This window comes from Aeromonas sp. FDAARGOS 1410 (assembly GCF_019048745.1).
Classification (GTDB): Bacteria; Pseudomonadota; Gammaproteobacteria; order Enterobacterales; family Aeromonadaceae; genus Aeromonas; species Aeromonas jandaei.
The window spans coordinates 2,032,184-2,054,232 of record NZ_CP077401.1 but is presented as its reverse complement, the minus strand read 5'-3'; the positions used below and the strand labels follow the sequence as shown (position 1 = coordinate 2,054,232).

The window sequence follows — 22,049 nt, the reverse complement described above, 5'->3', positions numbered from 1 at the left end:
CTCCTCCCCTTGCTTGAAGCAACAAGGGCCCCGTCGGGGCCCTTGTTCTATTTGCAATTTGCTGCCGTTCACTCTCCCCTGTGCTCGGGCTTGGCCCGCACATAGAGAGTACGTTTCACCTGCGCCACCAGCTCCCCCTGACCGTCCTGCACCGTCACCTCGAATTCGGGAAAGTACTTGATCCCCCCTTCGGTCGCCGCCACGATCTCGGCCAGCTTGCCGTCGCTCAGGTTGAATTCCGCCACCAGCTTGCCCTTGCCCGGCTTGATGTAGTTGATGCTGCCCGCCTTGTCCCAGACGTAATAACGGTTCTTGAAATAGCCCATCAGCATCAGCGGATAGATGGGATCTGTCATGGCAAACATGCTGCCGCCAAACTGGGTGCGGTTGGCGTTCTTGTTCCACCAGCGGGATTTCAGGGTCACCCGGCAGTAGCGAAAATCATCGCTCAGGGTTTCTATCTTTATACCGGCGCCCCAGAAAGGGGGCCAGGCATTGAGGGCGCGGCGCACCCAGGCCGCGTTGTCAAAAAGCCAATCCATGGATCTCATCCGACCAGACATGTGAAAGTTACATCTTATCAACATCTGCCATCCCGGCAAGTCGATCAAGGTGATTGATTATTTCAATCCAGACCCGGATGAGTGGCTAAACCCTTTGAATTTGCGGGTTTATTTTTAGGGAGGCTACGACCTATAATGACAGGCCAAGCGAGTTGAAGGTTGCCATTCCCGCGGCAGTCCATCAGAATAAACCCCACCTTCGAGAATGCGAATAAGTAGAATATGGCAGACAACAACCAAGCGTTAAAAAAGGCCGGGCTCAAGATCACCTTGCCCCGGGTCAAGATCCTGGAAATCCTGCAACAGCCGGACTGCCAACACACCAGTGCCGAAGATCTCTATAAACGCCTGATCGATCTGGGTGAAGAGATTGGCCTCGCCACCGTCTACCGCGTTCTCAACCAGTTTGATGATGCCGGTATCGTGACCCGCCATCACTTCGAAGGGGGCAAGTCGGTTTTCGAGCTGGCGACTCAGGAGCACCACGACCATCTGGTTTGCCTGGACTGCGGCAAGGTGATCGAGTTCTCCGACGAGGTGATCGAGCAGCGCCAGAGCGAGATCGCCAAAAAGCACAATATCCGTCTCACCAACCACAGCCTCTACCTCTACGGTCACTGTGCCAGCGGTGAGTGCAAGCACGACGACTGAGTCGGCTGCAACATCAGATCACGGACAATAAAAAAGCCAGCATCAGCTGGCTTTTTTATTGTCCGAAACAGGATAGAAGCACAATGGAGGGCAGAGTCTCCCCTGCCCCACTGTATCAGCCTTCTACCTTGCCCCAGGAGTCGCGCAGGGCAACGGTGCGGTTGAACACCAGATGCTCCGGGCTGGAGAGCTTGTTGTCGGCGCAGAAGTAGCCTTCGCGCTCGAACTGGTAAGCCTGCTCCGGCTTGGCGTTCTTGAGCGAAGCCTCGACACGGGCACCCTCGATGATCACCAGGGATTCCGGGTTCAGGGCAGCTTCGAAGTCCTCTTCGGCGCCCGGGTTCGGCACCTTGAACAGACGGTCATAGAGACGTACTTCTGCCGGCAGGGAGTGAGTGGCGCTGACCCAGTGGATCACCCCTTTCACCTTGCGGCCATCGGCCGGATCCTTGCCCAGGGTCTCTGGATCGTAGCTGCAGTAGATGCAGGTAACCTTGCCGTCGGCATCCTTCTCGATGCGCTCGGCCTTGATGACATAGGCATTGCGCAGACGCACTTCCTTGCCCAGCACCAGACGCTTGAACTGCTTGTTGGCTTCTTCTTTGAAGTCGGCTTCGTCGATGAAGATTTCGCGGGTAAAGTTCAGCTCGCGGGTACCCATCTCGGCGTTGCTCGGGTGAGCCGGGGCGGTCAGCACTTCATCGGCAGCCAGGTTCTCGATCACCACCTTCACCGGGTGCAGCACGGCCATGGCGCGCGGCGCATTCTCGTTGAGGTCTTCACGGATGCAGGCTTCCAGCATGCTCATCTCGACGATGTTGTCCTGCTTGGTCACGCCGATGCGCTTGCAGAACTCGCGGATGGAGGCCGGGGTGTAACCACGGCGACGCAGACCGGAGACGGTCAGCATGCGCGGGTCGTCCCAACCATCGACGTGCTTCTCGGTCACCAGCAGGTTCAGCTTGCGCTTGGACATGACGGTGTATTCGAGGTTCAGACGAGAGAACTCGTACTGACGCGGGTGACAGTCGATAGTGATGTTGTCCAGCACCCAGTCGTACAGACGACGGTTGTCCTGGAACTCCAGAGTACAGATGGAGTGGGTGATCCCTTCCAGGGCGTCCGAGATGCAGTGAGTGAAGTCATACATCGGGTAGATGCACCACTTGTCACCGGTCTGGTGGTGGTGGGCAAACTTGATGCGATAGATAACCGGATCGCGCATCACCATGAAGGGAGAAGCCATGTCGATCTTGGCGCGCAGGCAGACGGAGCCCTCGGCAAACTCGCCGTTCTTCATCTTCTCGAACAGGGCCAGGTTCTCTGCCACGCTGCGGTCGCGGAACGGGCTGTTCTTGCCCGGCTCGGTCAGGGTGCCGCGGTACTCGCGCATCTGCTCGGGGGAGAGCTCGTCCACATAGGCCAGACCCTTTTCGATCAGTTCAACGGCGTAGCCGTGCAGCTTGTCGAAATAGTCGGAGGAGTAGCAGATCTCGCCGTTCCACTGGAAGCCGAGCCACTGCACGTCCTGCTTGATGGACTCAACGTACTCGATATCTTCCTTCGCCGGGTTGGTATCGTCAAAGCGCAGGTTGCACTGGCCCTGATAGTCGCGGGCGATGCCGAAGTTCAGGCAGATGGATTTGGCGTGGCCGATATGGAGATAACCGTTCGGCTCGGGCGGAAAACGGGTATGCACGCTGCTGTGCTTACCGCTGGCCAGATCTTCATCAATGATCTGACGAATAAAGTTAGTTGGGCTGTTCGCCTGACTCATGGCTCACCTCAAAAAAGCGTCACTGGCGGAAGTTGTGCCGGCTGGCACCCTCATCCCCCCGCCGTCAAGCCGGATATGATCCCTCATTACGCGCCCTGCCTCAACCTGAATTTGGCAGTTCCGGGCTATTGGCGTGCTAAAAAGCGGGTCAAAGCAGCCTCGTAATGCCGGATGTATAAAAAAGCCCCGCACAAGGCGGGGCTGAAAGTGATGAAAAACAAAACAGACAATACACACACAACAAAGGCTCACACGCACAGTCAACCTTTCCCAAATCCGATAGACCATCGCCCTTGGGAAAGGCGGGTCTTGCGACCCACCTTGCGTTACGAGATGTGTACTATCAGTTCAGCTCGGTGACGCGGCTGCTGCGCTTGCCATCGAAGCTGGTGGTACGCAGGTAGACCTTGCCGTCAACGGTCGGCTTGGCCGCGGCGTCGTAGGCACTCCAGGTCTTGCCGTCCAGGCTGTACTGGATGGGCAGACCCGGCAGATCCACGTTCGCTTCCAGCACACCGTTCACCACTTTGGCACCCGGTACGGAGAGGCGGTATTCAACACCGGCCTGATCCAGTTTCGGCAGAACGCGCTGACCCAGCACGTTGGCGAACTGGTTCCACTCTTTGTTCAGAGTGGCCTTGTTGACATGCTTGGTCTCGCCGGAGAACTCGCGACCTTTCACATAGTTCAGCTCGAAGCCACCCTTGTGCCATGCGCGCTCGGCCATGGAGAAGATACGCGGGTAAACCATGTACTCGTACTGAGCGTCGGTACGTACGGTTTCACTCCACTGCTGACCGGAGATACCCTTGAACTTGACCGGATCCTGGTCACCCTTGGCCACGAAGGCGTTGCCATCGCGGTCAACCGAGGTCTCGGCGTTCTGCGGCAGGTTTTCCGGGGCGAAGGCGAACACCTTGCGGGTGTCATTGAAACGGGTTGCCCAGTAGTAGCCACGCTCAGCCGGGTGCACCTCGTTCGGGAAGTCGAAGTAGAGGTAATCCGGGTTGGAGAGGACCACTTCGTAACCCTTGTGCGCCCACTTCATCGCTTCGTTGAAGCCACCCCAGTAGAGGGTTTCCCAGAAGTTGACACGGGTGTTGTCGGTGGCAAAGTCCTTGGCGCTGTTGGCGTACTTCAGACCATCTTCCCACGCCTGCAGGGTGGAGAAGCCGTGGCCTTTAACCATCTCGCCCACTTCCTTGGCGAAGTAAACCGGCAGCTCGGCAACGTCCTTGATCTTGCCATCGTCGATCATCTTCTGGCACATCGGGGACTTGCCAAACGGCTTGTCCTGCTTGCTGGAGTCGACGTTGCCTTTCCATGCCACCAGCTCTTCTTTCTTGGTGACGGCCGGATCCTGATAACCACCGCCCTGCATGATGTTCTTCGCTTCGTCACCACCGTAGTGCCATGCGGTCAGCGGCTGGCCGGCGGCCTGGTGCATCTGGGCAACTTCATCCATCACCTTGGCCACGAAGGTGGCAGCACCCGGCTGGCAAGGGTTGATGAAGGACATCTTGTCGTAGAACTGAACCGAGGTGACGTTGGAGGTATCAGCCGGGTCAGTCAGGCGGAACTGGTTGGCTTCGGCTTCTTTGCCTTCAGCCATCAGACGCTTGTAACGCGCTTCCATGGAGACCACGGCTGCACGGGCGTGCGCCGGCATGTTGATCTCGGGGATAACGGTCACACCGCGCGCTCTGGCATAACGCACCAGGTCGATATAGTCGGACTTGCTGTAGAAGCCGGAGCCCTGGTTGTCGCTGGTCGGGCCGGAGCCCAGTTGCGGCAGCAGGCACTTGGTTTCGGAGAGATCGTGGCAACGCTGGCTACCGACCTGAGTCAGTTCCGGCAGGCCCGGGATCTCGAGACGCCAGCCTTCATCGTTGGTCAGACCCAGGTGCAGCACGTTGAGCTTCATGGCAGACATCTGGTCAACCAGCTTCTTCATGGTGTCCAGGCTGCGGAAGTGACGAGCCACGTCGGTCTGCATACCGCGGTATTCAAAGCGCGGCGCATCTTCAACGGTCATCTGGCTAACCAGCTTGTCGTTGACCCCCAGGAGGGAGATCAGGGACTGAGCACCCCAGTAGGCGCCTTCGATGTCGTGACCCTGGATAACAGTGCCTTTCTTGCCGATGGTCATGTCATAACCTTCGGCCTGCTTGAGCTTGCTGCCCAGCTTGATGGTGACCGGGTAGCCGGTGTCGGAGAGGGTAACACCCAGCTTGGTCAGTTGTGCTTTCAGGGCTTCGGCACGATCGCTCGGCAGATCCAGGGCATTGAGTTTGATGGTGGAGAAGTCAACCTGCGGGCCAGCCTTGACCACCTGCTTCATCGGGGTCGGCAGGATCTGGTTGTCGACCTTGCCAACCGGCAGCAGAGTGCTGGTCTGGTTGGCAGCGAAACGGGTCTCGCTGTTCATCAGGATGTTCTTGTCATCCTTGATGCGCTTCCAACCATCAGCCGGCATCGGCTTCTCGTAGGTGGTGGCATCATCGATGTTGCTCATGCTGGCCAGCACTTTCGGCTCGGCACCTTCGCTGGCGACATACCAGTTTGGCATGATGTCAGATTCGAAAAGAACCCAATATTCGACCACCAACGGTACTTCGACGGTGGCATCCTTGGCGAACCCCTGGAACTTCTCGGTTGGCGTCAAACGATAGAGGTCGCCGGTCAGGTGAGTGATGGTGAACTGGTCGTTGTCCACCCGCTGGATGCGGCGGATGGAGGAGACATAGATGCTCCAGTCCTTGGAGGTGACGTCAGCACCGGTGTTGGTCAGGTGCAGCTTGGCAACGCCACAGCTCGCCCACTCGGAGCCCAGCGCCTGGCAATCGAGACCGGCACCAGCGCCATCGTTGGTGACCACTTCATACTTGACCACCAGATTGTTGGCGAGGGAGTCGACCACGGCTTGCTTGGCAGCATCGGCTGCCTGGACCTGGCTGACGAAAACGGTAGACATGGCAATGGCTAACAGAGAATGTTTCAAGTTCATAACTGCTGCTCTCATTTGAAGTAAAGGTTGGATTTTCTTGGCTTTTTTTTATATGGGGCCCCGAGGCGGGGCCCTTAGTTATGTCAACAATGGACTTAGACTTGAGGTGAGCGAGTCGCTCGATTAACGCAGGGCTTTCATCTCACCGGCGATGATTTCGGCCAATGGGCCCAGAATCACCTGCAGGTTCTGCTCGCCGAGCTTGACCACACCGGCCGCACCCAGGGCTTTCAGCTTGCGCTCATCGACGATGCTGCGGTCTTTCAGGGTCAGACGCAGACGAGTGATGCAGGCATCGATGGTAACCAGGTTGTCCTGACCACCCAGCACTTCCAGATACTGCTTGGCCAGCTCGGTACGGTTGGTGGACTGGGCAGCAGCCGGAGCAGCAGCTTCATCATCTTCACGACCCGGGGTTTTCAGGTTCAGCTTGGCAATGACTACGCGGAACACTGTGTAGTAGAGGCCGAAGAAGACCAGACCCTGAGGGATCAGCATGTACCAGTTGGTTGCCAGCGGGTTGCGGCTGGAGAGCACCATATCCACCAGACCGGCACTGAAACCGAAACCAGCCATCCAGTGCATGGAGGCAGCGATGAACACGGAGATACCGGTCAGCACGGCGTGGATGACATACAGTACCGGAGCTACGAACATGAAGGAGAATTCGAGCGGCTCGGTTACACCGGTGAAGAAGGAGGCAAAGGCAGCAGCGATCATGATGGACGCAACTTTCTCTTTGTTCTCTTTCTTGGCGGAGTGGTAGATGGCCAGAGCGGCACCCGGCAGACCGAACATCATGATGGGGAAGAAGCCAGCCTGGTACATACCGACCACGCCTTTCACCTGATCCAGGCTCTTGCCAGCGGCCAGAGCGGCATCGATGGTAGCCTGACCACCCAGGAAGTTCGGGATGTCGTTGATACCGGCCACGTTGAACCAGAACACGGAGTTCAGGGCGTGGTGCAGACCAATCGGGATCAGCAGACGGTTGAAGAAGGCGTAGATACCGGCGCCGGTGGAGCCCAGGCTCACGATGGACTCACCGAAGGAGACCAGACCACCGTAGATTGCCGGCCATACTGCCATCAGGATGAAAGATACGACGATCATCACGACGGAGGTTACGATCGGTACCAGACGACGACCGGAGAAGAAGGAGAGAGCCTTGTGCAGCTCTACGCTGCTGAAGCGGTTGTACAGCTCAGCGGCGATAACACCACACAGGATACCCACGAACTGGTTGCTGATCTTGGCAAACGCGGCAGGAACCTGCTCCACCGGGATGCTCTTGATCTGGGCCACAGCGCCCGGGCTCAGCAGGGTGGTAACGACCAGGAAGCCGACCAGACCTGCCAGAGCAGCAGAACCGTCTTTATCCTTGGACATACCGTAAGCAACACCAACTGCGAACAGTACGGACATGTTATCGATAATGGCTGCGCCCGCTTTAATCAGGAAGGCGGCCAACGCGCTCTCACCACCCCAACCATTCGGGTCAATCCAGTAGCCAACCCCCATCAGGATCGCGGCGGCAGGCAATACCGCTACCGGCACCATCAGGGCACGGCCGATCTTTTGCAAATAACCGAGAATGTTCACGGTTCCTCTCCTTAGTTAATGTTTTTCTAGAAATTAAGTGCTTATCACGTTTGACGCATAAGCCATCAAGGCTTGATTTGCAGTCTAGGGCTTTTATTTCGCTGCGCAAATTAATAAACCGATAATCGTGATCGTTATCACCCAAACAAGATAAAGGTGGTGGATAGATGTGGCTTAGTTCGCAATCTTTATTTACGCTATAAAACAACTTAAATTCGTCTTAGCCCATTGCCACCGTCAAGCCGGTCGCAACCCGACACAGAGGTATCCATATGCGCCTGATCCCGTTGAAGTCCGCCAGCCAAGTAGGCCTGTGGTCTGCCCGTTACATCGTTGACCGTATCAATGCCTTCAAGCCGACAGCAGACCGCCCCTTCGTACTGGGCCTGCCCACCGGTGGCACTCCGCTCAATACCTACAAGCGTCTGATCGAGTTGCACAAGGCTGGCGAAGTGAGCTTCCAGAACGTGGTCACCTTCAACATGGACGAGTACGTCGGCCTGCCGGAAGATCACCCGGAGAGCTACCACAGCTTCATGCACAACAACTTCTTCAGCCACATCGACATCCGTCCCGAGAACATCAACATCCTCAACGGCAATGCCGAAGATCTGGTGGCCGAGTGCAAGCGCTACGAAGAGAAGATCAAATCCTACGGCAAGATCAACCTGTTCATGGGCGGCGTCGGCAATGACGGCCACATCGCGTTCAACGAACCGGCCTCTTCCCTCTCCTCTCGTACCCGGGTCAAGACCCTGACCGAGGATACCCGCATCGCCAACTCCCGCTTCTTCGGTGGCGACATGGAGCAGGTGCCCAAGCTGGCGCTGACCGTGGGTGTCGGTACCCTGATGGATGCGGAAGAGATCATGATCCTGGTGACCGGCCACGGCAAGGCACTGGCTCTGCAGGCCGCCGTGGAAGGCAGCGTCAACCACATGTGGACCATCTCCACCCTGCAACTGCATCCGAAAGGAATGATGGTGTGCGACGAGCCCTCCACCATGGAGCTCAAGGTCAAGACCGTTCGCTACTTCCAGCAGCTGGAAGCCGCCAACATCGGCCGTCTGTAAGGAGCGCCCATGTACGCATTGACCAACTGCACTCTCTATACCGGCAGCTGTGTGCTGACCGGTTACGGGGTGCTTATTGAGGGCGACAAGATTGTCGCCATCTCCCGCGAGGCCGAGCTGCCTGCGGGTATCGAACAGATTGACCTCAAAGGCGCCAATCTGACCGCCGGTTTCATCGACGTGCAACTCAACGGCTGTGGTGGCGTGATGTTCAATACCGACATCACCACCGAAACCCTAGCCACCATGCAGGCGGCCAACCTGAAATCCGGCACCACCAGCTTCCTGCCGACCCTGATCACCAGTCCGGATGCGGACATGAAGCAGGCCGTCGCCGTCACCCGTGACTACATGGCCGCCCACCCCAACGAGGTGCTGGGTGTCCATCTGGAAGGTCCCTACACCAACCTCAAGCGCAAGGGGATCCACCCTGCCGCGCAAATCCGCCAGCCAGCGGACGAGATGATCGACTTCTTCTGCGCCAACGCGGACGCCATCGCCAAGATCACCCTGGCACCGGAGCGCAACGATCCGGCCCACGTTCGCCGTCTGGTGGATGCGGGGATCCTGGTCTCTGCCGGCCATACCGCCGCCAGTTATGACCAGGCGATGACTGGCTTTGACAACGGCATTCGCTTTGCCACTCACCTCTACAACGCCATGACCCCGACCCTCAACGGTCGCGAGCCGGGTGTTGTGGGGGCCATTTATGACCGCAAGGATGTCTACGCTGGCGTCATCGTCGATGGCCACCATGTGCACTGGGCCAACGTGCGTCTGGCACACAAGATCCTTGGTGAGCGACTGGTGCTGGTTACCGATGCCACTGCTGCGGCAGGTGCGCCGGAAGGGTTTGAGAAATTTGATTTTTGTGGCACCACCGTCTTTTTGCGCGATGGTCAGTGCATTGACGAGAATGGTACACTCGGCGGTTCCTCCCTCACCATGATTGAAGGGGTGGAGAATCTGGTCAAGCAGGTCGGATTACCGCTCGATGAAGCACTGAGAATGGCCAGCCTCTATCCCGCGCGCGCCATTGGATTGGACTCACGTCTCGGTAGTATCCAGGTCGGTAAAGTAGCCAACCTCACTGTCTTCGATCAGGACTTCACGGTCCGTGGGACCGTGGTTAACGGACACTACACACAACAGTGACATCATGACTGGCGGACAAATAGCAAACGTAGATCTTATCAAGCAGGTCAACAGTGCAGCCGTATATCGGCTCATCGACCTGCAAGGCCCCATCTCGCGGGTCAAAATTGCCGAGTTGAGTCAGCTGGCCCCGGCCAGCGTGACCAAAATAACCCGGCAACTGATCGAGCATGGCCTGATCAAGGAGACCTCTCCGCAAGCCTCCACCGGCGGGCGGCGAGCCATCTCGCTGACCACCATCAAGCATCGCTTTCAGTTTGTCTCCGCCAAGCTGGGCCGTGGCTACCTGCAGCTGAGTCTCTATGATCTCGACGGCAAGGAGCTCGACCAGCACGTCATTCAGGTGACCGAGATCGACCAGCAGCCCGTGGTCGACATGCTGCTGCGGGAAATTGGCGCCTTCATCGACGCCAACGCCGAGCGCAGCCGCAATCTCATCAGCATCGCCCTCACCATGCCGGGTCTGGTCAATCCGGAATCCGGCATGGTCATCTATACCCCCAAGTACCAGATCCGCAATCTGGGACTGGCGAAGCTGCTTGAGAACCACTTTAACCTCCCCTGCTACGTGGGCAACGACACCCGCTCGCTGGCGCTGGCCGAACACTTCTTCGGCGAGTCCCGCGACTGCATGGACTCAATTCTGGTGAGCGTCCACCAGGGCACAGGCTCCGGGATCATCACCAAGGGTCAGGTGTTCCTCGGCCAGAACCGCAACGTCGGCGAGATCGGCCATATCCAGGTCGAGCCGCTCGGCAAGCGCTGCCACTGCGGCAACTTTGGTTGCCTTGAGACCATCGCCTCCAACGAAGCGATCATCGACAAGGTGAAGGAGCTTATCAGCCGCGGCCACCAGAGCTCGCTGCAGGAGAAGCACATCACCATTCAGGAGGTGTGCAAGGCGGCGCTGGCGGGCGACGAACTGGCTCGCAGCGTCATCGAGAACGTCGGCGAGCATCTGGGACGGGCGGTAGCCATCACGGTCAACCTCTTCAACCCGCAAAAGGTGCTGATCGCCGGCGAAATCACCGCAGCCGAAGAGATCCTCTTCCCGGCTATCCGCCGCTGCGTAGAGCACCAGTCCCTGCCAAGCTTCCACCGTGGCCTGCCCATCGTGAAGGCGCGCTTCCAGAACCAGCCGACCTATGGTGGCTTTGCGCTGGTCAAACGTGCCCTGCTGGAGGGAGACCTGCTGCAGATCATCATGGAGCAGAAGTAAGGTTTATCTTTTGCAATAAAAAACGGCAGCCAGTGGCTGCCGTTTTTTATTGGGCGAATCTCGACCCCTTATTACTGACTTCTGCAGGCTTTGAAAAGATCCAGCTCCCCGTCGTAGACCTTGGTCTGCACATCCATGATCCCCAGCATCGAGTGGAACAGGTTGTCGTGGGAGAAGCGCTTGCTGCTCGCCTCCCCGGCCAGGCAGCTCATATCCAGCTGACGGGCGGCCACCATTTGCGGAGAGAGCCAGGTCAGCAGGGGGACTTTGGTCTGATCGTCCGGCGCGAACTTGTAGGGTGTGCCGTGCAGGTAAAGCCCCATGGCCCCTAGCGACTCACCGTGATCCGAGAGGTAGAGCAGGCCGGTGTTGTACTTGCTCTCCAGAGCCTTGAGCTTGTCGATAAGCTGCGCCACCACCTTGTCGGTATAGCGGATAGTGTTGTCATAGGTGTTGACCAGCTCCTCGTCGCTGCAGTTTTCAATGTCGCTGCGCGGGCAGTCGGGCACGAATACCCGATCACTGGCTGGATAGCGGCGATAGTAGGTCGGACCATGGCTCCCCATCAGGTGAAAGACCACCAGCTTGCTGCCCTTCATTCGGGCGATCTGCTGATCCAGCCCTTCCAGCAGTACCTCGTCATAACAGGAACCACCCTTGCAGAAGGCCGGATAATCCTTTGGCGCTATATCGATGGTCGGCACATTGCGGCATACCCCCTTGCAACCGGCATCGTTGTCCTTCCAGAGCACCGAGATGCCGGCATGCTGCAGCACATCGAGCAAGCCATCCTGAGCGTTCGCCTGCTGCTCGTCATAGCCACGGCGAGTCAGGTTGGAGAACATGCAGGGCACCGAAACCGCGGTGGCGGTGCCGCAGGAGCGCACATCCCGAAACGAGACGATCCCTTCCTCTTTATCGGTAAAGCTGTTGGTCGGTTTGTCATAACCGTTGAGGGAGTAGTTTTTGCTGCGTGCCGTCTCCCCCACCACCAGAAACATCAGGGTCGGTTTATCCCCTTTGGCGATGACTTTGGCATCCGTCCCCAAGGGTTGATAAGGGATGGGAGTGGCAAATACCACGTCGCGGGCATATTTGTAGATGCCGTTGACATAGTTGGCCGGCACTATCTGTTTACCCAGGATCCGATGATTGCGGCCGATCGAGACGTAATCCTGATAGTAAAGTGCGGCAACACCTCCTACGAACAGCAGCGAGAGGGCCAGTGCGCCAGCCCTGATGGCCAGCCCCTTGTACCAGTTTTCCGGATAGCGCACCTTCAGCGACCAGAGCACCACCATGGGCAACACGCCGGTCAGCAGGAACCAGAGCACAACCGGCACATTCAGGTAGGAGGTCGCCTCGCTGTTGTTGGTCTCCACTATGTTCTGGATCATGCTGGCATCGAAGATGACGCCGTACTTGAGCATGGCGTAACTGACGATGGAGCCCGTCAGGATCAGCAGCGAAAAGAAGGGCTTGAGCAACCAACGGAAGGTAAAGGGGATAAAGACGGCGTTGAGTGCGGCAAGCAGCACCAGAGGAACCGAGATAACGAAACCGGCCCGGACATGTTCCAGGCCACTGATAACAGAATAAAAACGAAGAAAGAAAGGCCAGTTCAGCACCAGTGCAAAAAAGAGCACCAGCAACAAATTCACCTTCATCACACCGAGCGTGATGCGCATAGAAGACTCCTGAATGCCGGACGACACAATAAATGGCGGGGCAACACTACCAGAAACAGTGCCGCCAGCGTAGAAGGCAAAAATTAAGCGCGAATTAAGAGATAACGCAGCGCTCCGTGCGCATCATCACAGCCTCGCATCCAGTCAACCGTTACCTTGGTTTTTTTGTTGTCTATCCATCGGATTTTGCTAGCTTGTTGGGTAGGCATTCAAGAAATGCGAGTTCATCAATGGCACTGATCGAAGCCTCTATAGAACAGCTGAGGGTTGGCCACTTTATCCATCTTCCCACCGGATGGACTAACCATCCATTTATGTTCAATGCCTTCAAAATCAAGGATCAGCAGCAGCTGGACATCATTCGCCACCTTGATCTGAACCTCATGATGGTGGACCCCGACAAGAGCGACCTGCCGATCGAGCCGCTACTGCGCGGCGATGTGCCCGATGCCGGCCCCGACCTCGAAGAGCTGGAAGAGCTGATCGCCTCTGGCCCGCCCCCCTTTGACGAAAAAGCCTTCCGCCGCTCCATGCGTGCCGCCGACAAGGCATTTGGCCAGTCGATGAGCGAGTTGCGCGACGCATTGGGATCCCTCAACCTGAAACCGGACGAGGGACTGGCCAATACCGCCCAGATTGTTCGCAATGCCGCCCTCCAGCTCAGTCAGCATGAAGGGCCGCTTGGACTGCACCTGATCCGCAACCCCCACACCGACATTTTGCTGCAACACAGCCTCAACGTGGCCTTTATCGCCATGCTGATGGCACGCGAGCTGGGCATGAACCCCATCGAACTGGAAGAGACCGGTCTGGCCGGACTTATCCACGATATCGGCGAGCTCAAGATACCGAGCCAGATCATCCAGAAGCGTGGTGAGCTCAGCAAGGCAGAGCAAAATTTTCTCAATATGCACCCGCAATACGGGCTCGACATGCTGACCCAGCTCAATGCCTTCGAGCCCAAGATCCGTCAGGTGGCACATCTGCATCATGAACGGCTCGACGGCAGCGGATATCCGCTGGGGATCAAGGGAGGGGAGATACCACCGCTGGCGCGTCTGATCGGACTGGTGGACTTTTATGACGAGCTGCTGCATCCGCGCAGCAGCGCCAATCCGGCGGCGCCCAGCCAGGCCATCAGCCAGCTCTACAAATTATCTCAGAAGAAGTTCGATCAGACGCTGGTCAAGCTGCTAGTCAAGGTGCTGGGGGTTTATCCACCGGGATCGCTGGTGAAACTCTCGGACGAAACGGTGGCGCTGGTGTTGTCCACCGAACCGACCATGCCGCTCAAACCGAAAATTCTCACCTATATCAAGGGGCAACGCCCGGAAGCCGTACCGATGATCGATCTGCGCGAAGATGAGCGCACTATCACCGCTTTTATCAAGCAGGAAGAGCTGGATGAGGGGCAACGGCTCTTCTTCAATCTGACCCGTCGCTTCTGCTACTACTTTGCGTTTTGAGTTATCCCCAGAAGCTGGGGATAACTCATTGGACAAACCGGAATAATTGCTCGAAGACCCGCCGAAAGGTTGTCATCTGACCATGTATAAAAAACGCCCAGCCATTGGGCCGGGCGGAGCATGCCACCTCCGTGTGGCGTATCCAGCGGATACATTCATGCTCCATCCACCAATACCAACCCCGGTGCGCTTACACAAATATCAATTTAACTTGCTGATTTAATATGGTTTTATCCAGCCGTTCTGGCAAACTGGCAGACCGTGCCGCCCCGTTCGGCAGCCAGAACAAGATCCTGATCACACTTATGCACGGGCTGGCGATTATTTCACCCGACTTATGAGGAGCGTTTTTTATGCAGTTGGTCCTCTCCTTGCTGCAGCAGATGAGCGTCAGTCTGGTGATCGCCTACCTCTTTTCCAAAAGCCCGCTGCTGCGCCCGCTTGCCAACTATTCCGTCAGACTACCTCACAAGGTACTGATATACATTATTTTTTCCAGCTTTTGCATCCTTGGCACCTATGTCGGCCTCGACATCGATGACGCCATCGCCAACACCCGGGCCGTCGGTGCCGTACTGGGCGGCTTGCTGGGTGGTCCGCTGGTGGGATTTCTGGTCGGACTGACCGGGGGTTTGCATCGCTATACTCTGGGGGGATTCACCGATCTCGCCTGCGCCATCTCCACCACCTGCGAAGGGCTCTTGGGCGGCATAGTGCACTGGCGCCTGATGCGGGCCGGCAAGATGGATGCACTGTTCGAGCCACGCATCGCCTTCTTTACCACCCTCTATGCCGAAATCCTGCAGATGGTCATCATCCTGCTGGTGGCGACCCCGTTCGACAAATCCCTGCTGCTGGTGCGCACCATCGCCACCCCGATGATTTTGGCCAACTCCTGCGGCGCGGCGCTCTTTATCAGCATGATCCGCGATCAGCAGCAGATGTATGAGAAGTTCTCCCGGGTCTTCTCCGCCAAGGCGCTCAATATCGCCAACCGCACCGTGGGGATCATGAGTCAGGGCTTTACCCCCGAGGCAAGTCACAAGATAGCCCGCATCATTCAGGAGGAGACAGGCGTCGGTGCCGTAGCCATTACGGATACCGACAAGATCCTCGCCTTTATCGGCACCGGCGAAGATCACCACTTGCCGGGCACGCCCATCACCTCGGCTATCACCATGCGCGCCATAGAGCGCAACAAGGTGTTGTTCGCCGATGGCAATGCCCAGCCCTATCGCTGCAGCCTTTCGCCTCAATGCCAGTTGGGCTCGGTACTGGTGATCCCGCTGCAGGGGGACAAAGGAGTGATCGGCACCATCAAGCTCTACGAGCCCAAAAAGCGGCTCTTTCTCAAGATCAACCACACCCTGGGGGAAGGGATCGCCAACCTGCTGTCACAACAGCTGCTGGCCGGTCGGCTGGAGCAGCAGCAGCGGCTGCTGGTGCAGTCCGAACTCAAACTGATCCAGGCCCAGATCAATCCCCATTTTCTGTTCAATACCCTCAACACCATCAGCGCCATCACCCGCCAGGATCCGGGCAAGGCGCGGGATCTGCTGCTGCATTTGTCGCGATTTTTCCGCAAGAATCTCAAGCGCCAGAGCGGCCTTACCACCCTGCAGGAGGAGCAGGAGCACTGCCGCTCCTATCTGGAGATCGAGCTGGCCCGCTTTGGCGATCGACTGACGGTGCAAAACGATATTCCGGCCCATCTGGCCACGCTGCAGTTGCCAAGCTTCACCCTGCAGCCCCTTATCGAAAATGCCATCAAGCACGGCATCTCCACCCTGCTGGAGAAGGGGTGCCTGCATCTCTACACGGAAGAGACACAGGAGACAGTAACCATCCATGTGGAGGACAACGCCGGTGCCTGGCAGCCACGCCCGGCCGGGGATGGACTGGGAATGACCATAGTGGACCGGCGCCTCAAGAGCGCCTTTGGCGAGCGCTACGGGGTGACCGTGAGCTGCGAGCCGGAACAGTGGACGCGTGTCTCCGTCACCTTGCCCAAGGAGCAACCATGATCCGGACCCTGATTGTCGACGATGAACACTACGCCCGCGAAGAGCTGAAACAGCACCTTGCCTGTGATCCCGCCATCGAGATAGTGGGGGAAGCAGGCAATGCCATCGAGGCGCTGCCGCTTATTCAGCGCCTCAAGCCAGACGTGGTCTTTCTCGATATCCAGATGCCAAAGCTGAGCGGCATGGAGCTGGTCGCCATGCTTGACCCCCTGCCCCGCATCGTCTTTGTCACCGCCTTTGACGAGTACGCCATTCAGGCCTTCGAGGAGAACGCCTTCGACTACCTGCTCAAGCCGGTGGAACCGGCGCGGCTGGCCAAGACCCTCGCCCGTCTCAAGCAGGATATCTCCCCACAACCAGTCGAAGCGCTGGCCCCCGCCATCCGCCATATTCCCGGCTATCTGCACAACCGGGTACGGCTGCTGCCCATCGAGCAGGTGGAGTATGCCTTCTCCGATCTGGGCGGCGTCCATGTCGCCTGTCAGGGCGAACTGTTCCACACTCAGCTCACCCTCAAATCCCTGGAGGAGAAGAGCCCGCTGCTGCGCTGCCACCGCCAGTATCTCATCGCCCCCGACGCCATCTTCGAGATCCGGCTGCTCGATAACCAGCTGGCGGAGATAGTCACCCCGAGCGGCACCCGGGTGCCAGTCAGTCGCCGCTACCTGAAAGAGCTCAAGGAGCAACTGGGACTGGAGTGAACCGTGGAGTGTGCGCCTGATCACAGCCGCCGACCGTTCGGCACGCCATGGCGCCGCTCATCTTTTTTCACCTGCCATTAACAGCTCAACGTCCTAGAGTGGCTGCGCACACCTAAAAATAACAATGCAGGAGCGTAGCAATGATCTGGTTCTTCCTCTGTGTCGGCTTACTTGTGGCCGGCTACTTCATATACGGCAAATTCATCGAACGGATATTCGGCCCGAAACCGGAGCTGAAAACCCCCGCCATCACCATGGCTGACGGGGTGGACTATGTCCCCATGTCGGACAAGAAAGTCTATCTGGTTCAACTGCTCAACATCGCCGGCGTCGGCCCCATCTTCGGCCCCATTTTGGGTGCCCTCTATGGCCCGGTCGCCATGCTCTGGATCGTCTTTGGCTGCATCTTCGCCGGCGCGGTTCACGACTACTTCTCCGGCATGCTGTCGGTGCGTGCCAGAGGCGCCTCGGTACCGACCGTAGTCGGTGAGCATCTGGGCAATGCCGCCAAACACTTCATGAACCTGTTCGCCGTGGTGTTGCTGATGCTGGTGGGCGTGGTGTTCGTGCTGAGTCCGGCAGGGCTGCTCGCCAACCTCACCTCCACCGATCTGGTCTACTGGATCATGGCGATTTTTGCCTACTACATCCTCGCGACCATAGTCCCCATCGACAAGATCATCGGCCGCTTCTACCCCATCTTCGGCGCCCTGCTGGTCTTCATGTCGGTCGGCCTTATCATCGGTCTGATTGTCTCCGGCAAAGGCTTCTACAACACCGGGATGGACTTCTCCAACCTGCACCCGACCGAGCTGCCGCTCTGGCCGCTGCTGTTCATCACCATCGCCTGTGGCGCGGTATCCGGCTTCCACGCTACCCAGTCACCGCTGATGGCGCGCTGCATGCAGAACGAGAAATCCGGCCGTTTCATCTTCTACGGCGCCATGATCGGTGAAGGGATCATCGCCCTTATCTGGTGCACCCTGGGTCTCTCCTTCTACGACAGCACCGAAGCGCTCAACGCCACCATGGCCAACGGCGGCCCGGCTGCCGTAGTGCACGAAGTCTCCACCAGCCTGCTCGGCACCGTGGGCGGCATTCTGGCCATTCTCGGTGTGGTGATCCTGCCTATCACCTCGGGCGACACCGCGTTTCGCAGTGCCCGCCTCATCGTGGCGGACTTCCTGAAGCTGACCCAGAAACCGATGGCCAAGCGTCTGCTGATCGCCATCCCCATGTTCATCCTTGGTTTCATCATCTCCAAGGCCGAGTTCGGGGTGATCTGGCGCTATTTCGGCTGGGCCAACCAGACCACCGCCGTCATCATGCTGTGGGCCGCTGCCGCCTTCCTCATCAAAGAGGGCAAGCTGCACTGGGTCTGCACCATCCCTGCCATGTTCATGACCGCCGTGGTGTTTACCTACCTGGCCAACGCCCCCATCGGGTTCGGGCTGGAGATGGGGATCTCGACCATCATCGGTCTGGCCGCCACTACCGTGATTACCGTGGCCTTCCTGATGAAATTCCGCCAACCGTTGGTCAGCAACCCCAGCGAAGGGTGATGCCGGTATCCGGTTGTAAAAAGGGGGCCAACAGGCCCCTTTTACATTGACAAAAAAGCCAATAAAACAACCCGTTATTCCCTTAAGCTCCTATACAGCACAAGCCCTTAAGATTCCGTGCGGCCTGACGATAAATATGTGATTTTCAATTGCTTTCCCGAATATATGAATCAATGATAAAGCTGTGCTTGAAGCCAGTGGAGGTTATACATGTTCCTTGATTACTTTGCCCTTGGCCTGCTCGTCTTTGTCGCGCTGGTCATCTTCTACGGAGTCATCGTGATCCACGATATTCCTTACGAAATCGCCAAACATCGGAATCACCCTCATCAGGATGCCATTCACGTTGCCGGCTGGGTCAGCCTGTTTACGCTGCACGTGCTGTGGCCTTTCCTCTGGATCTGGGCCACCCTCTACCGCCCGGATCGGGGCTGGGGCTTTAACCAGCGCCTGCAAAAAGATGAAGATGATATCGCGGCCCTCAGAGAGGAGCTGGCCGAGCTGAAAGGCCGCCTCAACCATATCGAACAGCAAGAGCAACAGGGATAAATCATGGACCTGCTACTGATCCTGACCTACACGGCACTCTGCGTGGCCATCTTCAAAATCTTCCGGATCCCGCTCAACAAGTGGACTGTCCCCACCGCAGCTCTCGGCGGCGTCGTGCTCATCGGCACCCTCATCATGCTGATGAACTACAACCACCCCTACTCCGAGATGGCACGCAACTACTACCTTTCCACCCCCATTGTGCCGCTGGTCAAGGGCCGGGTGGTCGAGGTGCCGGTACAAGCCAACCAGCCGGTGAAAAAGGGTGACGTGCTGTTTCGCCTCGATGACGAGCCTTTCAGACTGAAAGTGGATAGCCTGAGCGCCCGGCTCGATGCCAACAAGGATCAACTCAAGTCGATCGATGCCAGACTGCGCTCCGCCAAGCTGGATCGGGATCGCGCCAGCGACCTGATGCGCCGTGGCGTCGGCAAGCAGCGTGACCTCGACGTCACTCAGGCTAGCGTGGACGAGATCGCCGCCCAGATGGATCAGCAACGCGCCATGCTGGAAGATCTGCAAGCCCAGCTCGATGAAGCCAAATACCAGCTGGCCCAGACCGTGGTCTATGCCCCGAGCGATGGCCATGTGGTGCAGCTCGCCCTGCGTCCCGGCATGATCGCCACCCCCTTCATGTATCGTCCGGTGATGACCTTCATCCACAAGGATGAGACCGCCTATGTCGGCTGGTTCTGGCAGAACAGCATGCAGCGTCTGGCGGTGGGTGACGAGGCCGAAGTGGTGATTGACGGTATCCCCGGCAAGATCTTCAAGGGCAAGGTGACCGCGGTGATCCCGGCCATCGCCGCCGGTAACGTGCAGGCCAACGCCATGCTGCTGGATCAGACCAGCGCTATCCGCCCGGGCCGCATGCCGGTGCTCATCTCCATCACCGACCCCGAGTGGGCCAAGTATCAGGTGATTGCCGGTGCCAGCGGCCAGGCCGCCGTCTATACCGAGTACTTCCACCACGTCTCTGTGATGCGCAAGGTACTGCTGCGCATGGCAAGCTGGATGAACTACATCTTCCCCTTCCACTAAGCACACAATCTATTCAACGGGCCGGCATCATGCCGGCCCGCTGTTTTTTGGCGGCAAGACCCCTATAATGGCGCCATCCTGCCCTGCCCCGCGCCAAACCTGCATGTTCATTCTCAGACCCTACCAGACCGACGCCGTCAACGCCGTTATCAGCCACTTTCGCAAACACCCGGATCCCGCCGTGGTAGTGCTGCCCACCGGGGCCGGCAAGAGTCTGGTGATCGCCGAACTGGCCCGCAAGGCACGTGGTCGGGTGCTGGTGCTGGCCCACGTCAAGGAGCTGGTAGAGCAGAACCACGCCAAATACGAGGCGTGGGGGCTCAGGGCCGACATCTTCGCCGCAGGGCTGGATCGCAAGGAGGCAAGCGCCCAGGTGGTGTTTGGCTCGGTGCAGTCGGTAGCGCGCAATCTGGCTGCCTTCGACGGGGCGTTTTCGCTGCTCATCATCGACGAGTGCCACCGGGTCTCGCTCGATGACGACAGCCAGTACCATCAGGTGATCGACCATCTCAAGGCTGCCAATCCGGCCCTCAAGATCCTCGGCCTCACCGCGACCCCCTATCGCCTCGGGTTAGGCTGGATCTACCGGCGCCACTACCACGGCATGGTCAAAAGCCACGGCGAGCGGCTGTTCGGCGACTGCGTGTTCGAGCTGCCGCTGCGCTTTATGGTCAAAAACGGCTACCTGACGCCGCCGCGCATGGTGGATGCCCCCATCGTTCACTACGACTTCAGCAAGCTGGTGCCGCGGGAGAATGGCCTCTTCAGCGAGGCGGAACTCAACGGCGAGCTCAAGCGGCAGGAGCGGGTCACCCCCCATATCCTGAGTCAGGTACTGGAGTATGCCGCCGACCGGCAGGGGGTGATGATCTTCGCCGCCACTGTCGAGCATGCCCGTGAAATTCACGGCCTGCTTGGCGCCCGAGGCCAGCAGGCAGCCCTTATCACCGGCGAAACGCCGGGGCCGGAGCGCGATGCCCTCATCAACGCCTTCAAAGCGCGCGAGCTCAAGTTTCTGGTCAACGTGGCGGTGCTCACCACCGGCTTCGACGCCCCCCATGTCGATCTTATCGTGATGCTCAGGCCCACCGAGTCGGTCTCGCTCTATCAGCAGATCGTCGGGCGGGGCCTGCGTCTCTCGCCGGGCAAGGAGGATTGTCTGGTGCTCGACTACGCCGGCAACAACTTCAACCTGTTTGCCCCCGAAGTGGGGGAACCTCGCCCCCACGCCGGTACCGAGCCGGTGCAGGTGCCCTGCCCCGCCTGCGGCTTTGCCAACACCTTCTGGGGCAAGACCGACGAGGATGGCAAGGTGATCGAGCATTATGGCCGCCGCTGTCAGGGGCTGTTTGAAGATGACGAGGGCAACCGCGAAGAGTGCGACTACCGCTTTCGCGCCAAGATCTGCCCCGCTTGCGGCAGCGATAATGACATCGCCGCCCGTCGCTGCCAGAGCTGCGATCAGCTGCTGGTCGACCCTGACGACAAGCTTAAAGAGGCGCTCAATCTCAAGGATTGCATGGTGATCCGCTGCGCCGGTCTCACCTTCACCGCAGGGCGCGGCAAACAGGGGGAGCGGCTGGAGGTGATCTATCACGATGAGGATGGTCTCACCCTCAATGAGTACTTCGGATTTCACTCCGAGGGCGCACGGCGCTTGTTTCAACAGCACTTTGTGCGTCATCATTGGCCCGCCCCGGGTCTGGAGCCCGAATTTGCCACCCTGGCGAGCGTGCTGGCGGCAGAAAGCCAGTTTCGCCATCCCGATTTCGTCATCGCCCGCAAATCGGGGCGCTTCTGGCAGATAAAAGAGAAGATTTTTGATTATGAGGGTCGCTATCGCACCGCCAACTCGCTGGCGTGATGGCCAGTGGCGACCGGCATAAATCGTATGAATTGCTTTACCACGGCCGATCATGCATCGGCGGGTGAAACAAGGTTGAATTATCAGGGCCAGTGCTATCGGTCTGG

The 22,049-nt window shown here is 58.2% G+C and carries 16 protein-coding genes; 11 read left to right on the top strand and 5 right to left on the bottom strand.

Annotated elements, in window-relative coordinates; translation table 11 throughout:
• Nucleotides 1-68: 68 nt before the first annotated feature.
• Nucleotides 69-542, bottom strand: coding sequence for a DUF4442 domain-containing protein (locus I6L40_RS09730; RefSeq protein WP_033113452.1), 474 nt, complete (start codon nt 540-542; stop codon nt 69-71).
• Between the two features lie 243 nt (nt 543-785).
• On the opposite strand from I6L40_RS09730, the gene fur reads away from it, so the two are divergent.
• The gene (gene fur, locus I6L40_RS09725) at nt 786-1,214 is read left to right on the top strand and encodes a ferric iron uptake transcriptional regulator (RefSeq protein WP_033113453.1); all 429 of its coding nucleotides are present in this window, start codon (nt 786-788) and stop codon (nt 1,212-1,214) included.
• A 115-nt stretch (nt 1,215-1,329) separates the two neighbouring features.
• On the opposite strand, the gene glnS is transcribed toward fur, so the two are convergent.
• The 3 genes from glnS to nagE all read right to left on the bottom strand — a co-directional run bounded on the left by glnS (nt 1,330) and on the right by nagE (nt 7,600).
• A complete protein-coding gene (gene glnS / locus I6L40_RS09720) occupies nt 1,330-2,991 on the bottom strand; it encodes a glutamine--tRNA ligase (protein ID WP_042032417.1) in 1,662 nt (553 codons plus the stop codon).
• Between the two features lie 343 nt (nt 2,992-3,334).
• A complete protein-coding gene (locus I6L40_RS09715) occupies nt 3,335-5,998 on the bottom strand; it encodes a beta-N-acetylhexosaminidase (RefSeq protein WP_071911756.1) in 2,664 nt (887 codons plus the stop codon).
• A gap of 123 nt (nt 5,999-6,121) precedes the next feature.
• Complete coding sequence (gene nagE / locus I6L40_RS09710) at nt 6,122-7,600, bottom strand: N-acetylglucosamine-specific PTS transporter subunit IIBC (RefSeq protein ID WP_043851328.1); 1,479 nt, start codon at nt 7,598-7,600, stop codon at nt 6,122-6,124.
• A gap of 272 nt (nt 7,601-7,872) precedes the next feature.
• Here nagE and nagB point away from each other — a divergent pair, with 272 nt between their 5' ends.
• From nagB to I6L40_RS09695, 3 genes are read left to right on the top strand one after another with little or no spacing between them, the layout of a single operon-like run.
• Complete coding sequence (gene nagB, locus I6L40_RS09705) at nt 7,873-8,673, top strand: glucosamine-6-phosphate deaminase (RefSeq protein ID WP_071911758.1); 801 nt, start codon at nt 7,873-7,875, stop codon at nt 8,671-8,673.
• A 9-nt stretch (nt 8,674-8,682) separates the two neighbouring features.
• On the top strand, nt 8,683-9,828 hold the full coding sequence (nagA, locus tag I6L40_RS09700; RefSeq protein ID WP_071911760.1) for an N-acetylglucosamine-6-phosphate deacetylase: 1,146 nt from the start codon (nt 8,683-8,685) through the stop codon (nt 9,826-9,828).
• 4 nt (nt 9,829-9,832) lie between these two features.
• Nucleotides 9,833-11,047: an ROK family protein gene (locus tag I6L40_RS09695; protein ID WP_033113459.1), complete on the top strand. Its 1,215-nt coding sequence runs from the start codon at nt 9,833-9,835 to the stop codon at nt 11,045-11,047.
• A 71-nt stretch (nt 11,048-11,118) separates the two neighbouring features.
• Here the strand turns inward: I6L40_RS09695 and I6L40_RS09690 are convergent, their stop codons facing one another.
• Entirely contained in the window at nt 11,119-12,735 is a 1,617-nt protein-coding gene (locus I6L40_RS09690) for a phosphoethanolamine transferase (protein ID WP_216995359.1), read from the bottom strand.
• Nucleotides 12,736-12,965: 230 nt separating this feature from the next.
• Here I6L40_RS09690 and I6L40_RS09685 point away from each other — a divergent pair, with 230 nt between their 5' ends.
• The 7 genes from I6L40_RS09685 to I6L40_RS09655 all read left to right on the top strand — a co-directional run bounded on the left by I6L40_RS09685 (nt 12,966) and on the right by I6L40_RS09655 (nt 21,942).
• Nucleotides 12,966-14,201, top strand: a complete 1,236-nt coding sequence (locus I6L40_RS09685; protein WP_042032413.1) for an HD-GYP domain-containing protein — start codon at nt 12,966-12,968, stop codon at nt 14,199-14,201.
• 353 nt (nt 14,202-14,554) lie between these two features.
• Nucleotides 14,555-16,225: a sensor histidine kinase gene (locus I6L40_RS09680; RefSeq protein ID WP_071911764.1), complete on the top strand. Its 1,671-nt coding sequence runs from the start codon at nt 14,555-14,557 to the stop codon at nt 16,223-16,225.
• The gene (btsR, locus tag I6L40_RS09675) at nt 16,222-16,926 is read left to right on the top strand and encodes a two-component system response regulator BtsR (protein WP_071911766.1); all 705 of its coding nucleotides are present in this window, start codon (nt 16,222-16,224) and stop codon (nt 16,924-16,926) included. The genes I6L40_RS09680 and btsR overlap by 4 nt, the downstream gene beginning before the upstream one ends.
• A gap of 140 nt (nt 16,927-17,066) precedes the next feature.
• On the top strand, nt 17,067-18,488 hold the full coding sequence (locus tag I6L40_RS09670) for a carbon starvation protein A (RefSeq protein WP_071911768.1): 1,422 nt from the start codon (nt 17,067-17,069) through the stop codon (nt 18,486-18,488).
• Nucleotides 18,489-18,698: 210 nt separating this feature from the next.
• A complete protein-coding gene (locus I6L40_RS09665) occupies nt 18,699-19,037 on the top strand; it encodes a DUF3302 domain-containing protein (RefSeq protein WP_033113465.1) in 339 nt (112 codons plus the stop codon).
• Between the two features lie 3 nt (nt 19,038-19,040).
• Complete coding sequence (locus I6L40_RS09660; protein ID WP_216995358.1) at nt 19,041-20,078, top strand: HlyD family secretion protein; 1,038 nt, start codon at nt 19,041-19,043, stop codon at nt 20,076-20,078.
• Between the two features lie 103 nt (nt 20,079-20,181).
• Nucleotides 20,182-21,942, top strand: a complete 1,761-nt coding sequence (locus I6L40_RS09655; RefSeq protein ID WP_216995357.1) for a DEAD/DEAH box helicase — start codon at nt 20,182-20,184, stop codon at nt 21,940-21,942.
• The last annotated feature ends 107 nt before the right edge of the window (nt 21,943-22,049 follow it).

Excerpts from the sequence above, each read along its gene's own strand:
- I6L40_RS09655 (WP_216995357.1), top strand. The coding sequence starts at position 20,182 with ATGTTCATTCTCAGACCCTACCAGACCGACGCCGTCAACGCCGTTATC.
- I6L40_RS09680 (WP_071911764.1), top strand. The coding sequence starts at position 14,555 with ATGCAGTTGGTCCTCTCCTTGCTGCAGCAGATGAGCGTCAGTCTGGTG.
- nagA (WP_071911760.1), top strand. The coding sequence starts at position 8,683 with ATGTACGCATTGACCAACTGCACTCTCTATACCGGCAGCTGTGTGCTG.
- I6L40_RS09670 (WP_071911768.1), top strand. The coding sequence starts at position 17,067 with ATGATCTGGTTCTTCCTCTGTGTCGGCTTACTTGTGGCCGGCTACTTC.
- btsR (WP_071911766.1), top strand. The coding sequence starts at position 16,222 with ATGATCCGGACCCTGATTGTCGACGATGAACACTACGCCCGCGAAGAG.
- I6L40_RS09660 (WP_216995358.1), top strand. The coding sequence starts at position 19,041 with ATGGACCTGCTACTGATCCTGACCTACACGGCACTCTGCGTGGCCATC.
- fur (WP_033113453.1), top strand. The coding sequence starts at position 786 with ATGGCAGACAACAACCAAGCGTTAAAAAAGGCCGGGCTCAAGATCACC.
- I6L40_RS09690 (WP_216995359.1), bottom strand. The coding sequence starts at position 12,735 with ATGCGCATCACGCTCGGTGTGATGAAGGTGAATTTGTTGCTGGTGCTC.
- I6L40_RS09695 (WP_033113459.1), top strand. The coding sequence starts at position 9,833 with ATGACTGGCGGACAAATAGCAAACGTAGATCTTATCAAGCAGGTCAAC.
- I6L40_RS09715 (WP_071911756.1), bottom strand. The coding sequence starts at position 5,998 with ATGAACTTGAAACATTCTCTGTTAGCCATTGCCATGTCTACCGTTTTC.
- I6L40_RS09730 (WP_033113452.1), bottom strand. The coding sequence starts at position 542 with ATGGATTGGCTTTTTGACAACGCGGCCTGGGTGCGCCGCGCCCTCAAT.
- I6L40_RS09665 (WP_033113465.1), top strand. The coding sequence starts at position 18,699 with ATGTTCCTTGATTACTTTGCCCTTGGCCTGCTCGTCTTTGTCGCGCTG.
- I6L40_RS09685 (WP_042032413.1), top strand. The coding sequence starts at position 12,966 with ATGGCACTGATCGAAGCCTCTATAGAACAGCTGAGGGTTGGCCACTTT.
- glnS (WP_042032417.1), bottom strand. The coding sequence starts at position 2,991 with ATGAGTCAGGCGAACAGCCCAACTAACTTTATTCGTCAGATCATTGAT.
- nagB (WP_071911758.1), top strand. The coding sequence starts at position 7,873 with ATGCGCCTGATCCCGTTGAAGTCCGCCAGCCAAGTAGGCCTGTGGTCT.